Source organism: Streptomyces sp. CGMCC 4.7035, assembly GCF_031583065.1.
Lineage (GTDB): Bacteria > Actinomycetota > Actinomycetes > Streptomycetales > Streptomycetaceae > Streptomyces > Streptomyces yaanensis.
This window is the reverse complement of sequence record NZ_CP134053.1, coordinates 6,237,282-6,252,313: the sequence shown is the minus strand read 5'-3', so window position 1 is coordinate 6,252,313 and position 15,032 is coordinate 6,237,282. Positions and strand designations below refer to the sequence as shown.

The window sequence follows — 15,032 nt, the reverse complement described above, 5'->3', positions numbered from 1 at the left end:
GCGGCGAATGGATCAGCGATGGGGGCCACTCTGGCGATGAACGGTTCATGCCAGGGGAATGAAAAGACCAAGACAACCCCAAGTGACCGCGATTCAGGGTGATTTGACCCGTTTTCGACGGTCCGTCGGCTGTTGCGGCATGATTGCGATTGTTACGGCGCCCTTGCCGTGTCCGGCGTCGGAGCGTCGCTGGGCGGCGTCGGGGCCTCGCCGGGGCGGCGCCGGGGCGCGACCGACGACTAGTCGCGCGGCTTCGCGCCCCGCTCCTTGAGCATGGTGGTCATCAGGTCGATCTCCGACTGCTGGGCGTCGACCATGCCCTGGGCCAGCCTCTTCTCCACGCCCACCGTGCACTTGGCGACACAGCCCTCGGCCATGTGGATGCCGCCCTTGTGGTGATCGGTCATCAACTGGAGGTAGAGAACCTCGGCCTGCCTGCCGTTCAGCGTGTTCAGCTTCTTCAGCTCGCTGTCGGTGGCCATGCCCGGCATCAGCGCGCCGTCCTCGCCGGAGGCCATGTCGCCCATGCCCATCCATGTCATCGGCGGATCGGCGGACACTTTCGGAAGCCCCCACAGGTCGAGCCAGCCCAGCAGCATGCCGCGCTGGTTGGCCTGCGTCTGCGCGATGTCGTACGCGAGTCGGCGCACATCCTCGTTCTTCGTGCGGTCGCGCACGATGTACGACATCTCGACGGCCTGCTGGTGGTGGACCGCCATGTCCCGCGCGAAGCCCGCGTCGGCCGAGTCGGCGGTGGGCGTCTTAGCAGGTCCGGCGTCCTCGGCGACCGCGTACGTGATCGCCCCGGCCGCGACGAGCGCCGCCGCCGCGGCCCCGGCGATCCAGCCGATGTGCCTCACTGGGACAGCCCGCCGGTGCAGACGGCGCCCGGCTCGGGCGTCTGGGAGCCCTGGACGAACTGGGCGAAGAACTTGTCCACGTCCGGGTCGCTCGCGCTCTTCACCGTCCGCTGGTGGGCCCAGGCGCTGAGCATGAGGGGGTCCTTCTGGTCCTCGACCGGGCTCATCAGGGTGTACGGGGTCTTCTTGACCTTGGCCGCGAGCGCGTCGACGTCGGCCTTGGACGCCTTGCTGTTGTACGTCACCCAGACGGCGCCGTGCTCCAGCGAGTGCACCGCGTTCATGTTGTCGATCGCCTTGGTGTAGACGTCGCCGTTGCAGTTCTGCCACACCCGGTTGTGGTCGCCGCCGACCGGGGGTTCCATGGGGTAGTTCACCCTCTTGGTGACGTGGGTGCGGCCCAGCGTGCCCTTCCAGGTCTTCACGCCGTCCGCGCCCGTGACGAAGTGGCCCGGGTCCTTGGAGGCGCCCACCGTGGGCTTGTCGCCGGAATCGCTCGCCGCGGAGGCCTTGTCGCCGGACTGCGACTGGATGAGGACGACACCGCCGATGACGAGACCGGTGACGACGACCACGCTGGCCCCTATCGTCAGGATCCGGTTGCGGCGCTCACGGGCACGCTCGGCGCGGCGCATCTCCTCTATGCGTGCCCTGCGCTCGGCGGAGCCGGTCTTGTTCGCGGAACCCATGGTGAGTCCTTATGGGGAAGGGACGTGCGGGCTCGCCGATCGTAGTGGGACCTGAGGGGCCGTACGCAGGGAGGACACACGAATGACCGAATAGGCGGCTTTCGTGCCGATAATTTGAATGCTGGATGCGCATTATTTACGCTGGCGGGTATGCGGCTGTTGCGCTCCACCGATCTCGCGCTGCGCGTCCTGATGCGGCTCGCCGTCGCCGGCGAGTCCCACCCCACGACGCGGGAGGTGGCGGCGGCGATGGACGTGCCCTACACGCACACCGCGAAGGTCGTCGCCGAACTCCAGCACATGGGACTGCTGGAAGCCCGACGTGGCCGGGGCGGCGGGCTCGCGGTCACCGAGGCCGGGCGCACGGCGTCGGTCGGCGCGGTCGTCCGCGCCTTCGAGGGGGTCGGCGACGTCGTCGAGTGCGAGGGCGCCACGCCCTGCCCGCTCCGCTCCGGGTGCCGGCTGCGGTCCGCGCTGCGGCAGGCCCAGGAAGCCTTCTTCGCCTCGCTGGACCCGCTGACGCTGGAGGATGTGGTGGCGGAGCCGACCGGGCCGTTGCTGCTGACCCTCTCTCCGGCGCCGCCTCACTCCTGAGCGGGCTGGTGGCCGGGCTGGTCCCGGGCGACTCGGTGGTTCAGCGCCCCGAAGGGGCGCGGGGAACTGTGCGACCAGCCATGACGTACCCGCAGACGACGCGCCGCACTGCGCGACCAGCCACGACGTACCCGCAGACGACGCGCCGCACTGCGCGACCAGCCACGACGTACCCGCACACGACGGGCCGCACTGTCCGCGGAGCGCTCAGCCCTGGGACAGCCAGAGGTCCGGCCCGAACACCTCGTAGTGGATGTCGGCGGGCGCCACACCCTTCTCGATGAGCTGGGTGCGCACTGCGCGCATGAAGGGCAGCGGACCGCACAGGTACGCGCGTGTGCCCGACGCGACCGGCACGGTGGACAGGTCCACGAGGCCGGTGTGCGCGGAGTCGGGAGCCTCCTCCTCGTACCAGAGGTGAACGGCCGCGTCCGGCAGCTTGGCCGCGAAGGCCTCGTGGTCGGCGCGCAGGGCGTGCGCGGCGGGGGAACGGTCGGCGTGCACGACCGTGACGGGGGCGCTGTGACCGGTGCGGGCGAGCTGTTCCAGCATGGCGATCATCGGGGTGACGCCGATGCCGGCGGAGGCGAGCAGCAGGGGGGCGTCCGTGGCCTGAAGGACGAGGTCGCCGTAGGGGGCGGACAGCTCCAGGGTGCTGCCCTCGCGCACGTGCGCGTGGAGGTGGCCCGAGACCTCGCCGTCGGGGCCCGCACCACCGCGCTCGCGCTTGACGCTGATCTGCCGCACCGGTGAGCCGGGCGCGCTGGAGAGGCTGTACTGGCGGATCTGCCGGGCGCCGTCGGGAAGCTCGACGCGTACGGAGACGTACTGGCCGGGGCCGAAGTCCGGGACGGGGCCGTCGTCGGCGGGGCGGAGCTGGAAGGTGGCGACGTCCGCGGTCTCCTCGACGCGCCCGACGACCTCCCACGTCCGGAAGCCGAGGTGCTCGCTCTCCTCGTACAGCCGCTTCTCGATGGCGATGAGGGCGTTGGCCATCAGCCAGTAGACCTCGTCCCAGGCGGCGGCGACCTCGGGAGTGACCGCCTCGCCGAGGACCTCGACGATGGCGGCGAAGAGGTGCTCGTGGACGACGGGGTACTGCTCGGGCAGCACGCCCAGGGAGGCGTGCTTGTGGGCGATGCGGCTCAGCATCACGTCGGGCCGCTCGTCCGGGTGCTCGACGAGATACGTCGCGAAGGCCGCGATCGAGCCCGCGAGGGCCTGTCGCTGGGTGCCGGCGGCCTGGTTGCCGCGGTTGAAGAGGTTGCGCAGCAGATCGGGGTGGGCCGCGAACAGCCTGCCGTAGAAGCGCTCGGTGATCTCGCCGATGGCGGCGCCGACGGCGGGGAGGGTGGCGCGCACGGTGGCGGCGGACTGTTCGGACAGCATCGGGACTCCTTCATGAAGGGCGGGTTCGGGCCCGCGTGGCTGTGCAGCACGGTAGTTAAACTTGCATCTGAGATGCAAATTTAGGAGGCGGGGGCAGACAGGACAGGGGCGGCCATTACTTATGGGCCGACGAACAGGCAAGATGGGCGGCAGAGCAGAACATCTGCCGTACGCGAGGCGTTCGGTCCGGGGTCGGCCGGCCGATCAAGGTCCGCAACGTGCGTGAAATGGTGTTGTGGTGTGATGCTCAGGTGCCCGACCGCCTCCCGCGGTACCGGAGACAGGCGGCCTGACCAGCAAGGATGGGGAAGCGGAAGATGGACAAGCAGCAGGAGTTCGTGCTCCGGACCTTGGAGGAGCGCGACATCCGGTTCGTACGCCTGTGGTTCACGGACGTGCTGGGCTTCCTCAAGTCCGTGGCCGTGGCGCCGGCCGAGCTGGAGCAGGCCTTCGACGAGGGCATCGGCTTCGACGGCTCCGCCATCGAGGGCTTCGCGCGGGTCTACGAGTCCGACATGATCGCCAAGCCGGACCCGTCGACCTTCCAGGTCCTGCCCTGGCGCGCCGAGGCACCCGGCACGGCTCGCATGTTCTGCGACATCCTCATGCCGGACGGCTCCCCGTCCTTCGCGGACCCGCGATACGTGCTCAAGCGCGCCCTCGCCCGCGCCTCCGACCTGGGCTTCACCTTCTACACCCACCCGGAGATCGAGTTCTTCCTGCTGAAGGACCGGCCGCTGGACGGCTCCCGCCCGACCCCGGCCGACAACTCCGGCTACTTCGACCACACCCCGCAGAACATCGGCATGGACTTCCGCCGCCAGGCCATCACCATGCTGGAGTCGATGGGCATCTCGGTGGAGTTCTCCCACCACGAGGGCGCGCCGGGCCAGCAGGAGATCGACCTGCGCTATGCCGACGCGCTGTCCACGGCGGACAACATCATGACGTTCCGCCTGGTCATGAAGCAGGTGGCGCTGGAGCAGGGGGTCCAGGCGACCTTCATGCCGAAGCCGTTCTCGGAGCACCCGGGCTCGGGCATGCACACGCACCTGTCGCTCTTCGAGGGCGACCGGAACGCGTTCTACGAGTCGGGCGCCGAGTACCAGCTCTCGAAGGTCGGCCGCTCCTTCATCGCCGGCCTGCTGCGGCACGCGGCGGAGATCTCCGCGGTCACGAACCAGTGGGTCAACTCCTACAAGCGCATCTGGGGCGGCGCGGAGCGCACAGCGGGCGCCGGCGGCGAGGCTCCCTCGTACATCTGCTGGGGCCACAACAACCGCTCGGCCCTGGTCCGCGTCCCGATGTACAAGCCGGGCAAGACGGGCTCGGCCCGTGTCGAGGTCCGCTCGCTCGACTCGGGTGCGAACCCGTATCTGGCCTACGCGGTCCTGCTGGCCGCCGGCCTGAAGGGCATCGAGGAGGGCTACGAGCTCCCGCCGGGCGCCGAGGACGACGTGTGGGCCCTGACGGACGCCGAGCGCCGCGCGATGGGCATCGAGCCGCTGCCGCAGAACCTGGGCGAGGCGCTCACCCTGATGGAGCGCAGCGACCTGATCGCCGAGACGCTGGGCGAGCACGTCTTCGACTTCTTCCTGCGCAACAAGCGGCAGGAGTGGGAGGAGTACCGCTCCGAGGTGACGGCGTTCGAGCTGCGCAAGAACCTGCCGGTGCTGTAGGCGGTCTTGCCGCGGCCGCTGTGGAGAGCGGTTTCTGGCCGAGTTGCCATCGGGCCCGTGATGGTCGATCGCGGGCCCGATGGCGTGTCCGGACGGCGTCCCGGACTTGCAGTCGCGGCTCCGGCTTGCCGGGCGTCAAGGACATACCCGGCGCAACCGCGGCCGGTAAGCGCGGACGCGGAACCGGGAAGTCGTACGCGGCCTCGGTGACGCGGCTCGCGCCCCACGGGGCTGGGGAGGTCCTTGGTATTGCGTAACTCGCCTCGCTGTACGGTGAGTTAACGTTTCAGTACCTGGAGAGATATGCACCCGATGCCTTCGAACGATCGTGGTCTCAGCCGGCGGCGGCTGTTCGGGACCGGTGGCGGCTTGGCCGCCGCGGCCCTGCTCGGCTCCGGCGCCACTCTGCTCGGCGCCGGCCCCGCGCACGCCGTGGTCGATGACTCCCCGCGGTTCAAGCTGGACGGGAACGGCGGCAACCCCGTCTGGAAGAAGTCCCTGCATGCCAACTGGGTCATGCAGTCTTTCGCGTACGACAACGTCAACCAGCACATCTATTTCGCCCAGACCAACTCGGCGAACACGGCCCCCGACCACGTCGGAGATCTGTGGATCACCAAGACGGACACCTCCGGCAACGAACTCGGCGCGATGGCCCTGCACAACTTCGGCCATGGGGTCTCGATCGGCGTGGAGCCTTATCAGGGCGCTGTCTACCTGTGGACCGAGTGGATGAGCAGTGACTCCGGATTCGGTACAAGGGTCGGACGGTTCAAGTTCGTCGACGGGGCCACGCTGGAGAAGACCGACACGTCGATCCAGGACCGCACGCCCTCGATCGGCGACACCATGATCAACCCGCAGCCCGCGATCGACCCGTCGACCGACCGGCTGTGGGTGCGCTACAAGGTCGGCGATGACATGCCGCGCATCGTCGGTTTCACCATGAGCGACGCCCGCGCCGGACGGCTGACCAAAAGTCCCGAATACCGGCTGGCCGAACGGGCCCTGCCGTCCCGGGGGGACTGGGGGAAGACCAATCCCTTCCAGGGGTTCGCCGTCTACGGCCGCTACGCCTACCTTCTGGAGGGCGCGGCGAACGGCCCGTCGTACATCTCGGTCATCGACCTGAACGACAGCGGCCAGTCCCTGGTCGTGGACCGATGGGAGACGACGGCCGGCCAGTCACTGGACGGTCGTGAACCGCAGGGCATGGCGATCTGGCTGGCGTCCGGTGCCGCACGGCTGGCCTTCGGCTTCCACTCGAACACCGACGGGGTGCGGCAGTCCAGCGTCTTCTACAAGAGTGAGTTCGTGTAGGCGGCCACCAAGGCGGCGGCTGTTCAGAGGCCCGGGGCTTGGAGGACGCACCTCTCCGGGCCCCCCGGCAGCGGGTGCGCCCGTGAGGGTGGTCTGACAACCGAGGCCGGTCCACAGCCGCCTTCACGGAAGCGGTGCCTCCGCATGGAAGCGCGAACCGGGGTGGCGCGCCGGCGAGAGGGCGCGGGTTAGGCTCGGCTCGTACGACCTTGATCCGATGCTTGTGCGAGTGCCGGTTCATCTGGTGGTTTGTATGGGTGGTGGTTCGTCCGATGGCTTGTACGAATGCGGGTTCGACGGGAGGCCGAGGATGACGATGCCGGGGCGCAGGAGCAGTACCTTCACTCGGCTGCTGCGGCACGGCTTCACCGACCCGTCCGCCGCCGAGCGGCTCCTGGAGAGCGTCGAGCTGGCGCCGATAAGGACCGACCCCGTCCTCCTCGACGCCCTGGGCGGGACCGCCGATCCCGATCTGGCGCTGCGCGGCCTCGTCCGGCTCCTTGAGGCGCAGCCCGGCCCCACCGCCCGGCGCGAGCTGCTGGACACGCTGATCGCGGCCAAGCCCCTGCGGGACCGGCTGCTCGGCGTCCTCGGCGCCTCCGCCGCGCTCGCCGACCACCTCGCCCGCCACCCCGGCGACTGGCACGCGCTGGTCACCTACGAGGCGCAGGACCTCCACCCCGGGGTGGCGGAATTCGAACGGCAGCTCGCGCAGGCCACCGACCCCGTCTCGCTGCGTGTCGCCTACCGCCGCTGTCTGCTGTCGATCGCCGCACGCGACGTGTGCGGCACGATCGACGTGGCCCAGACCGCCGCCGAACTGGCCGACCTCGCCACGGCCACCCTGCGCGCCGCCCTCGCCATCGCCCGCGCCGCGGCCCCCGACGACGCGGCGATCTGCCGGCTCGCGGTGATCGCGATGGGCAAGTGCGGCGGCCACGAGCTGAACTACGTCTCCGACGTGGACGTCATCTTCGTCGGCGAGACCACGAACGGCGCCGACGAGCGCAAGGCCCTCCAGGCGGCGACCCGGCTCGCCTCGCACATGATGCGGATCTGCTCCGAGTCCACGATCGAGGGCACGATCTGGCCCGTGGACGCCAATCTGCGGCCCGAGGGCAGAAACGGTCCGCTGGTGCGCACCCTGAGCAGCCACCTCGCCTACTACCAGCGCTGGGCCAAGACCTGGGAGTTCCAGGCCCTGCTCAAGGCGCGCCCGGTGGCCGGGGACATGGACCTCGGCGAGGAGTACATCGCCACCCTCTCCCCCCTCGTCTGGCAGGCCGCCGAGCGCGAGAACTTCGTCGCCGACGTGCAGAAGATGCGCCGCCGGGTCGTCGCGAACATCCCGGCCGCGGAGGTCGAGCGCGAACTCAAGCTCGGACCGGGAGGCCTGCGAGACGTCGAGTTCGCCGTGCAACTGCTCCAGCTGGTGCACGGCCGGTCCGACGCCTCGCTCCGCAGCGGCACCACGCTGGACGCGCTGAAGGCGCTGGCGGTCGGCGGCTACGTCGGGCGCGCCGACGGCGCCCAGCTCGACGACGCCTACCGTTTCCTGCGCTCCATGGAGCACCGCATCCAGCTCTACCGGCTGCGCCGCACCCACCTCGTCCCCGTGGACGAGGACGACCTGCGCCGCCTCGGCCGCTCCCTCGGCCTGCGGACCGACCCGGTCGCCGAGCTGCACCGCGAGTGGAAGCGGCACACCAGCGTCGTACGCCGCCTGCACGAGAAGCTCTTCTACCGCCCGCTCCTGGACGCGGTCGCCCAACTCGCCCCCGGCGAGGCCCGGCTGAGCCCCGAGGCGGCCCGTGAACGCCTCGTGGCCCTCGGTTACGCCGACCCCGCGGCCGCCCTGCGCCATCTGGAGGCGCTGGCGTCCGGCGTCACCCGCAAGGCCGCCATCCAGCGCACCCTGCTGCCCGTCCTCCTCGGCTGGTTCGCCGACTCCGCCGACCCGGACGCCGGTCTGCTCAACTTCCGCAAGGTGTCGGACGCGCTCGGCAAGACCCCCTGGTACCTGCGGCTGCTCCGCGACGAGGGCGCCGCCGCCGAGAACCTCGCCCGTGTTCTGTCCGCGGGCAGGCTCGCCCCCGACCTGCTGATGCGCGCGCCCGAGGCGGTGGCACTCCTCGGCGACGGGGACGGCGGCGGACTCGAACCCCGCTTCCGCGCCCATCTGGAGCAGGAGATCCTCGCGGCGGTCGGCCGCGCGGAAAACGCCCAGCAGGCGGTCACGGTGGCGCGCGGCGTGCGGCGGCGTGAGCTGTTCCGTACGGCAGCCACGGACATCGTCGGCTCGTACGGCACCGAGGACGCACCGGCCCTGCCGGACCAGGGCGCCCTGGTGGACATGGTGGGCGGCGCGGTCTCGGACCTGACGGCCGCGACGCTGGCGGGCACGCTGCGGGCGGTCGTACGGGACGGCTGGGGCGACACGCTGCCCACCCGGTTCGCGGTCATCGGCATGGGCCGCTTCGGCGGTCACGAACTGGGCTACGGCTCCGACGCGGACGTTCTGTTCGTGCACGAGCCCAGGGAGGGCGTGGACGAACGGGAGGCGGCCGAGGCCGCGAACACCGTGGTCGCGGAGATGCGCCGGCTGCTCCAGCTGCCGAGCACCGATCCGCCGCTGCTGATCGACGCCGGTCTGCGGCCCGAGGGCAAGTCGGGACCGCTCGTGCGCACCCTGACGTCGTACGAGGCGTACTACCGGCGCTGGTCGCTGGTCTGGGAGTCGCAGGCGCTGCTGCGGGCCGAGCCGGTCGCCGGGGACGAGGACCTGGGCCGCCGCTTCATCGAGCTGGTCGACCCGCTGCGCTACCCGGCGGAGGGCCTCGGTGAGGACGCCGTGCGCGAGATCCGGCGCCTGAAGGCCCGTATGGAGTCGGAACGGCTGCCGCGGGGCGCCGACAAGACGCTCCACACGAAGCTGGGCCGGGGCGGCCTGTCGGACGTGGAGTGGACGGTCCAGCTGCTCCAGTTGCAGCACGGCTGGGCGGAACCGGGCCTGCGCACCACCCGCACCCGCGCCGCCCTCTCCGCCGCCTGCGCGGCCGGACTGATCCCCGGCGAGGAGGCGGCGATCCTGGACGAGGCATGGGTCCTCGCCACGCGGGTGCGCAACGCGGTGATGCTGGTCCGGGGACGGGCGGGCGACACGTTCCCGTCCCAGAGCCGGGAGCTGGCCGCGGTGGGGCGCTATCTGGGCTACGGCCCGGGCCACGCGGGCGACATGCTCGACGACTACCGGCGCACGACGCGGAGGGCTCGGGCGGTGGTGGAGCAGATCTTCTACGGAGCGTGACCACCGGTCATGGGCCTCGGACTACCGCCGCTGTCGGCCACGGACGCCGAGCCGCCGGTCATGGGCCGTCGGCCACGGACTACCGCCGCTGTCGGCTACGGACGTCGAGTGGCCGGTGTTGGCCGCCGGCTACTGGGGCGGGGCACGGACCGTTTCGGCTACGGACCAGGGGCTGCTGACCGCGGCACGGCCGTCAGCTACGGACTAGGGGCTGCGGGTCACGGACCGTCGGCTACACCAGGAGCTGCCGACGACGGCCGTCGGCCACGAACGTCGGGCTGCCAGCCACGGACCCCTGGCCCCTGACGGCAATCGCCGGTCCCGGTGGCGTACCGCCCGTCACGTTCTCGCGGGCAGCAGCGCGGGCGCACCCGCCCCCGTCACCAGGCGCGGCAGCGCGTACGGCAACGCGCCGTACCACAGCCACGCCACCGTGAAGCCGAACGTCAGGCACACCATGCCGCCCACCGCGTCCAGCCAGAAATGGTTCGCCGTGGCGACGATCACCACCAGGGTCGCCACCGGGTACAGCAGGCTCAGGATGCGCACCCACGGCACCGTGGTCAGCGCGAAGATCGTCAGGCCGCACCACAGCGACCATCCGATGTGCATCGACGGCATCGCGGCGTACTGGTTCGACATGTGCTTCAGGTCGCCCGAGGCCATCGAGCCCCAGGTCTGGTGCACCACCACGGTGTCGACGAAGCCCCCACCGTTCATCAGGCGCGGCGGCGCCAGCGGGAAGAAGTAGTAGCCGAGCAGTGCCACCGCCGTCGTGGCGAACAGGGCGAGCCGCGTCGCCGCGTAGCGGCCCGGATGGCTGCGGAACAGCCACACCAGGACACCCAGCGTCACGACGAAGTGCAGCGTGGCGTAGTAGTAGTTCATGCCGACGATCAGCCACGTCACCGAGTTCGTGGTGTGGTTGACCGCGTCCTCGACGGCGATCCCCAGGTGGTTCTCCAGCCGCCACACCCAGTCCGCGTTGCCCAGTGCCTCGGCCTTCTGCTCCGGCACCGCGTTGCGGATCAGCGAGTACGTCCAGTAACTCACCGCGATGAGCAGGATCTCGAACCAGAAGCGAGGACGGCGAGGAGTACGGAGCCGACGCAGGAGGCCTTGCCTCGCGCGGTCCTCCGCTTCGTCGGTGACCGGCTGTGGTGCCGGAGCGGTCTGCTCCCGGCCCTCCAGCGTCGTCACGGTCCTTTCGCCCATAGGCACAGAGTCTGCCAGAAATGCCTTCCCCGACAGATCATCCCCCGGAAGGGTTCCGGCCGCATTTTCTCCACCTGTTCTCCACCTGGCGGAGCGCCGCGAAGCCCGATGGCGCCTACCTGGGTACGACTCCGTTACCAGGCGCCGAAGCCGTCGATCCCCGCACCACCAGCTCCGGCATGAACACGAATTCACTGTGCGGCGCGGGCGTCCCGCCGATCTCCTCCAGCAGCGTCCGCACCGCCGCCTGCCCCATCGCCGGCACCGGCTTGCGGATCGTCGTCAGCGGCGGGTCCGTGAAGGCGATGAGCGGAGAGTCGTCGAAGCCGACCACAGAGACGTCCCTGGGAACTTCCAGCCCCCGTTGCCGCGCCGCGCGTATCGCCCCGAGCGCCATCATGTCGCTCGCGCACACCACCGCCGTGCAGTCCCGGTCGATGAGCGCGGACGCCGCCGCCTGGCCGCCCTCCAGCGTGTACAGCGAATGCTGGATGAGCCGCGACTCGATGTCCTCGGCGGCCAGCCCGAGCTGCTCCTGCACGGTGCGCACGAAGCCCTCGATCTTCCGCTGCACCGGCACGAACCGCTTGGGCCCGAGAGCCAGTCCGATGCGGGTGTGTCCCAGCGACACCAGATGCGTGACCGCCAGTGACATCGCGGCGCGGTCGTCGGGGGAGATGAACGGCGCCTGCACCTTCGGGGAGAAGCCGTCCACCAGCACGAACGGCACGCCCTGGGCGCGCAGCCGCTCGTAGCGCTGCATGTCGGCGGTGGTGTCCGCGTGCAACCCGGAGACGTAGATGATGCCGGCGACCCCGCGGTCCACCAGCATCTCGGTCAGCTCGTCCTCGGTGGAGCCGCCGGGTGTCTGTGTCGCCAGTACCGGCGTGTACCCCTGCCGGGTCAGGGCCTGGCCGATGACCTGGGCGAGAGCCGGGAATATCGGGTTCTCCAGCTCCGGGGTGATCAGGCCCACCAGCCCCTCGCTGCGCTGGCGCAGTCGTACCGGACGTTCGTAGCCCAGTACGTCGAGGGCGGCCAGGACGGACTGGCGGGTGGTCGCGGCGACGCCCGGCTTCCCGTTCAGGACGCGGCTGACAGTCGCCTCGCTGACCCCCGCCTGGGCTGCGATGTCGGCAAGCCGTGTGGTCACGCCACTGGACTGTACCGGGCGCATCTCCCCTTGCCCACCAATCGGACGCCGGGCCCGGGCGGTTGAACGGCCCGCTGCGGGTTGCTGCGTCATCGCGCTCCCTCGTGATTCTGGTCGGCGTCCGGTCCGCAACAGGATGATTCCTGCGCCGGAGTTGTCTGGCAAGAGCTTGCAGAGTCTTGCACAAGTGCCCGCGATCCCGCCGATCAGCATCGTATCCAGGTCTACCGGCCCTCACGACGAGGTCACGGGCGGGTAACCATCGTCGTTTCTTGCGCTTTTTTTCTGCAAGGTCTTTCGCGGCGGTTGCATCGCTGTTACGTTCACGTCGCCCGGCGGCCGCAACGGCGCAGTCGGCGAGTCGGCAGGCGGCGGACGGGACCGCTACCTGTAGCTACACGGGCTTTCACCCTCAAGGAGAACTCATGCGGCGTGGCATAGCGGCCACCGCGCTGGTGGCGTCCGTCGCCCTCGCGGCGACGGCCTGCGGCGGAAGTGACAGCGGCAGCGGCAAGTCGGACGGCCCGGTGACCATCACCTGGTGGGACACCTCCAACGCCACCAATGAGGCACCGACGTACAAGGCCTTGGTCAAGGAGTTCGAGGCCGCCAACAAGGACATCAAGGTCAAGTACGTCAACGTCCAGTTCGACCAGGCGCAGAACAAGTTCGACACCGCCGCTGGTGCCAAGGGCGCCCCGGACGTGCTGCGCTCCGAGGTCGGCTGGACCCCCGCCTTCGCGAAGAAGGGCTACTTCCTGCCGCTGGACGGCACCGACGCCCTCGCGGACCAGGCCAAGTTCAAGTCCAACCTGATCACCCAGGCCCAGTACGAGGGCAAGACGTACGGCGTGCCGTTCGTCACCGACACCCTCGCGCTGGTCTACAACAAGGCCCTGTTCAAGAAGGCCGGCCTCACCGAGGCGCCCAAGACCTGGGACGACCTGAAGAAGGCCGCCGCCACGATCAAGAGCAAGACCGGCGTCGACGGTTACTGGGGCTCCACCCAGGCCTACTACGCCCAGTCCTTCCTCTACGGCGAGGGCACCGACACGGTCGACGCCTCCGCCAAGAAGATCACGGTCGACTCGGACGCCGCGAAGAAGGCGTACGGCACCTGGCTGGGTCTGTTCGACGGCAAGGGCCTGCACAAGGCCGACACCACCGCCGACGCCTACGCCCACATCCAGGACGCGTTCGTCAACGGCAAGGTCGCCGCGATCGTCCAGGGCCCCTGGGAGATCACGAACTTCTACAAGGGCAAGGCCTTCACCGACAAGTCCAACCTCGGCATCGCCACCGTCCCGGCCGGCTCCAGCGGCAAGGCGGGCGCCCCGACCGGCGGCCACAACCTGTCGGTGTACGCCGGCTCGGACAAGGCCCACCAGGCCGCCGCGCTGAAGTTCGTCAACTTCATGACCTCGGCGAAGTCCCAGGAGACCATCGCCCTGAAGAACTCCACGCTGCCCACGCGCGACGACGCCTACACCGCCCAGGTCAAGGCCGACCCCGGCATCGCCGGCTACCAGGGTGTGCTCTCCGCCGCCCAGCCGCGCCCCGCGCTGCCCGAGTACAGCTCGCTGTGGGGCCCGCTCGACACCGAGCTGCCCAAGATCGCGGGCGGCAAGGAGTCCCTGGACAAGGGGCTGAGCAACGCTGAGCTCGCGATCGCCAAGCTGGTTCCGGACTTCAGCAAGTAAGCCCCGCGTGGCCGCCGGATCCTCCTGACACGGGGGAAGGATCCGGCGGCCACCGGCCTGCGCCCAGGCCCACCCCCTTGATCTTTCAGAAGGTGTCGAACCATGACAGTCGCCATCGACCGCGCGACCGGCAAGCGCCACGGTGACCGCGCGCCGCGGCCCGGCCTGGGCCGGCGCCTGAAGCACGGATACCAGAAGTACTGGTACGCGTACGCGATGATCGCGCCGGTGATCGTCGTGCTCGGCGTCCTCGTCGGCTACCCGCTGGTGCGGGGCGTCTACCTGACCCTGACCGACGCCAACAGCCTGAACTCGGCGCGCACGATCGGCGTCAATCACATCGATGCCACGTACAAGTTCATCGGGCTGGACAACTACCAGGACATCCTGTTCGGCCCGACGGCGTACGACCGGTTCTGGTCGCACTTCCTGTGGACCGTCTTCTGGACCGCCGCCTGCGTGATCCTGCACTACACCATCGGCCTCGGCCTCGCGCTCATGCTCAACCAGAAGCTGCGTGGCCGCACCTTCTACCGGCTGCTGCTGGTGCTGCCCTGGGCCGTGCCGACCTTCGTCACCGTCTTCTCCTGGCGGATCATGCTCGCCGACTCCGGCGTGCTCAACCAGGTCCTCCACGCCCTCCACCTGCCCCAGCCGCAGTGGCTGGAGGACACCTTCTGGCAGCGGTTCGCCGCGATCATGGTGAACACCTGGTGCGGTGTGCCGTTCATGATGCTCTCGCTGCTCGGCGGACTCCAGTCCATCGACTCCTCGCTCTACGAGGCCGCGGAGATGGACGGCGCGACCGCCTGGCAGCGGTTCCGGCACGTCACACTGCCGGGCCTGCGCTCGGTCAGCTCCACCGTGGTGCTGCTCGGCATCATCTGGACCTTCAACCAGTTCGCCATCATCTTCCTGTTGTTCGGTCCCACCAGCGCACCCGACGCCCAGATCCTCGTCACCTGGGCCTACTTCCTGGGCTTCGGACAGCAGCCGCGCGACTTCGCCCAGTCCGCCGCGTACGGTGTGCTGCTGCTGTCGATCCTGACCGTCTTCACGTCCTTCTACTTCCGCTGGCTGAAGCGCAATGACCAGCTCGCCGTCTGACGCCGCAGGAGCCGCCGCC

The 15,032-nt window shown here is 69.8% G+C and carries 11 protein-coding genes; 6 read left to right on the top strand and 5 right to left on the bottom strand.

The window, feature by feature from the left end; translation table 11 throughout:
• Window positions 1-239: 239 nt before the first annotated feature.
• Together Q2K21_RS27380 and Q2K21_RS27375 are read right to left on the bottom strand one after the other, a co-directional pair.
• The gene (locus Q2K21_RS27380) at window positions 240-860 is read right to left on the bottom strand and encodes a DUF305 domain-containing protein (RefSeq protein ID WP_310776077.1); all 621 of its coding nucleotides are present in this window, start codon (window positions 858-860) and stop codon (window positions 240-242) included.
• The gene (locus Q2K21_RS27375) at window positions 857-1,549 is read right to left on the bottom strand and encodes a DUF3105 domain-containing protein (RefSeq protein ID WP_310776075.1); all 693 of its coding nucleotides are present in this window, start codon (window positions 1,547-1,549) and stop codon (window positions 857-859) included. Before Q2K21_RS27375 ends, Q2K21_RS27380 begins: the two co-directional genes overlap by 4 nt.
• A gap of 150 nt (window positions 1,550-1,699) precedes the next feature.
• Between Q2K21_RS27375 and Q2K21_RS27370 the strand changes: the two genes are divergently transcribed.
• The gene (locus tag Q2K21_RS27370) at window positions 1,700-2,143 is read left to right on the top strand and encodes an RrF2 family transcriptional regulator (protein WP_310776073.1); all 444 of its coding nucleotides are present in this window, start codon (window positions 1,700-1,702) and stop codon (window positions 2,141-2,143) included.
• Window positions 2,144-2,350: 207 nt separating this feature from the next.
• Here the strand turns inward: Q2K21_RS27370 and Q2K21_RS27365 are convergent, their stop codons facing one another.
• Window positions 2,351-3,532, bottom strand: a complete 1,182-nt coding sequence (locus Q2K21_RS27365) for a globin domain-containing protein (protein WP_310776071.1) — start codon at window positions 3,530-3,532, stop codon at window positions 2,351-2,353.
• 317 nt (window positions 3,533-3,849) lie between these two features.
• On the opposite strand from Q2K21_RS27365, the gene glnA reads away from it, so the two are divergent.
• The 3 genes from glnA to Q2K21_RS27350 all read left to right on the top strand — a co-directional run bounded on the left by glnA (window position 3,850) and on the right by Q2K21_RS27350 (window position 9,838).
• Window positions 3,850-5,211, top strand: a complete 1,362-nt coding sequence (gene glnA, locus Q2K21_RS27360) for a type I glutamate--ammonia ligase (RefSeq protein WP_310776069.1) — start codon at window positions 3,850-3,852, stop codon at window positions 5,209-5,211.
• A 312-nt stretch (window positions 5,212-5,523) separates the two neighbouring features.
• Window positions 5,524-6,531, top strand: coding sequence for a phage baseplate protein (locus Q2K21_RS27355; RefSeq protein WP_310776067.1), 1,008 nt, complete (start codon window positions 5,524-5,526; stop codon window positions 6,529-6,531).
• A gap of 310 nt (window positions 6,532-6,841) precedes the next feature.
• The gene (locus tag Q2K21_RS27350; protein WP_310776065.1) at window positions 6,842-9,838 is read left to right on the top strand and encodes a bifunctional [glutamine synthetase] adenylyltransferase/[glutamine synthetase]-adenylyl-L-tyrosine phosphorylase; all 2,997 of its coding nucleotides are present in this window, start codon (window positions 6,842-6,844) and stop codon (window positions 9,836-9,838) included.
• Window positions 9,839-10,177: 339 nt separating this feature from the next.
• Here the strand turns inward: Q2K21_RS27350 and Q2K21_RS27345 are convergent, their stop codons facing one another.
• Window positions 10,178-11,053, bottom strand: coding sequence for a phosphatase PAP2 family protein (locus Q2K21_RS27345; protein WP_310776063.1), 876 nt, complete (start codon window positions 11,051-11,053; stop codon window positions 10,178-10,180).
• 115 nt (window positions 11,054-11,168) lie between these two features.
• On the bottom strand, window positions 11,169-12,206 hold the full coding sequence (locus tag Q2K21_RS27340) for a LacI family DNA-binding transcriptional regulator (RefSeq protein ID WP_310776061.1): 1,038 nt from the start codon (window positions 12,204-12,206) through the stop codon (window positions 11,169-11,171).
• A gap of 425 nt (window positions 12,207-12,631) precedes the next feature.
• Between Q2K21_RS27340 and Q2K21_RS27335 the strand changes: the two genes are divergently transcribed.
• A complete protein-coding gene (locus tag Q2K21_RS27335; RefSeq protein ID WP_310776059.1) occupies window positions 12,632-13,906 on the top strand; it encodes an extracellular solute-binding protein in 1,275 nt (424 codons plus the stop codon).
• Window positions 13,907-14,008: 102 nt separating this feature from the next.
• Window positions 14,009-15,013 (top strand): carbohydrate ABC transporter permease, encoded by a 1,005-nt coding sequence (locus Q2K21_RS27330; RefSeq protein ID WP_310776057.1) that lies wholly within the window; start codon window positions 14,009-14,011, stop codon window positions 15,011-15,013.
• The last annotated feature ends 19 nt before the right edge of the window (window positions 15,014-15,032 follow it).

Excerpts from the sequence above, each read along its gene's own strand:
- Q2K21_RS27375 (WP_310776075.1), bottom strand. The coding sequence starts at position 1,549 with ATGGGTTCCGCGAACAAGACCGGCTCCGCCGAGCGCAGGGCACGCATA.
- Q2K21_RS27370 (WP_310776073.1), top strand. The coding sequence starts at position 1,700 with ATGCGGCTGTTGCGCTCCACCGATCTCGCGCTGCGCGTCCTGATGCGG.
- Q2K21_RS27365 (WP_310776071.1), bottom strand. The coding sequence starts at position 3,532 with ATGCTGTCCGAACAGTCCGCCGCCACCGTGCGCGCCACCCTCCCCGCC.
- glnA (WP_310776069.1), top strand. The coding sequence starts at position 3,850 with ATGGACAAGCAGCAGGAGTTCGTGCTCCGGACCTTGGAGGAGCGCGAC.
- Q2K21_RS27355 (WP_310776067.1), top strand. The coding sequence starts at position 5,524 with ATGCCTTCGAACGATCGTGGTCTCAGCCGGCGGCGGCTGTTCGGGACC.
- Q2K21_RS27350 (WP_310776065.1), top strand. The coding sequence starts at position 6,842 with ATGACGATGCCGGGGCGCAGGAGCAGTACCTTCACTCGGCTGCTGCGG.
- Q2K21_RS27345 (WP_310776063.1), bottom strand. The coding sequence starts at position 11,053 with ATGGGCGAAAGGACCGTGACGACGCTGGAGGGCCGGGAGCAGACCGCT.
- Q2K21_RS27335 (WP_310776059.1), top strand. The coding sequence starts at position 12,632 with ATGCGGCGTGGCATAGCGGCCACCGCGCTGGTGGCGTCCGTCGCCCTC.
- Q2K21_RS27330 (WP_310776057.1), top strand. The coding sequence starts at position 14,009 with ATGACAGTCGCCATCGACCGCGCGACCGGCAAGCGCCACGGTGACCGC.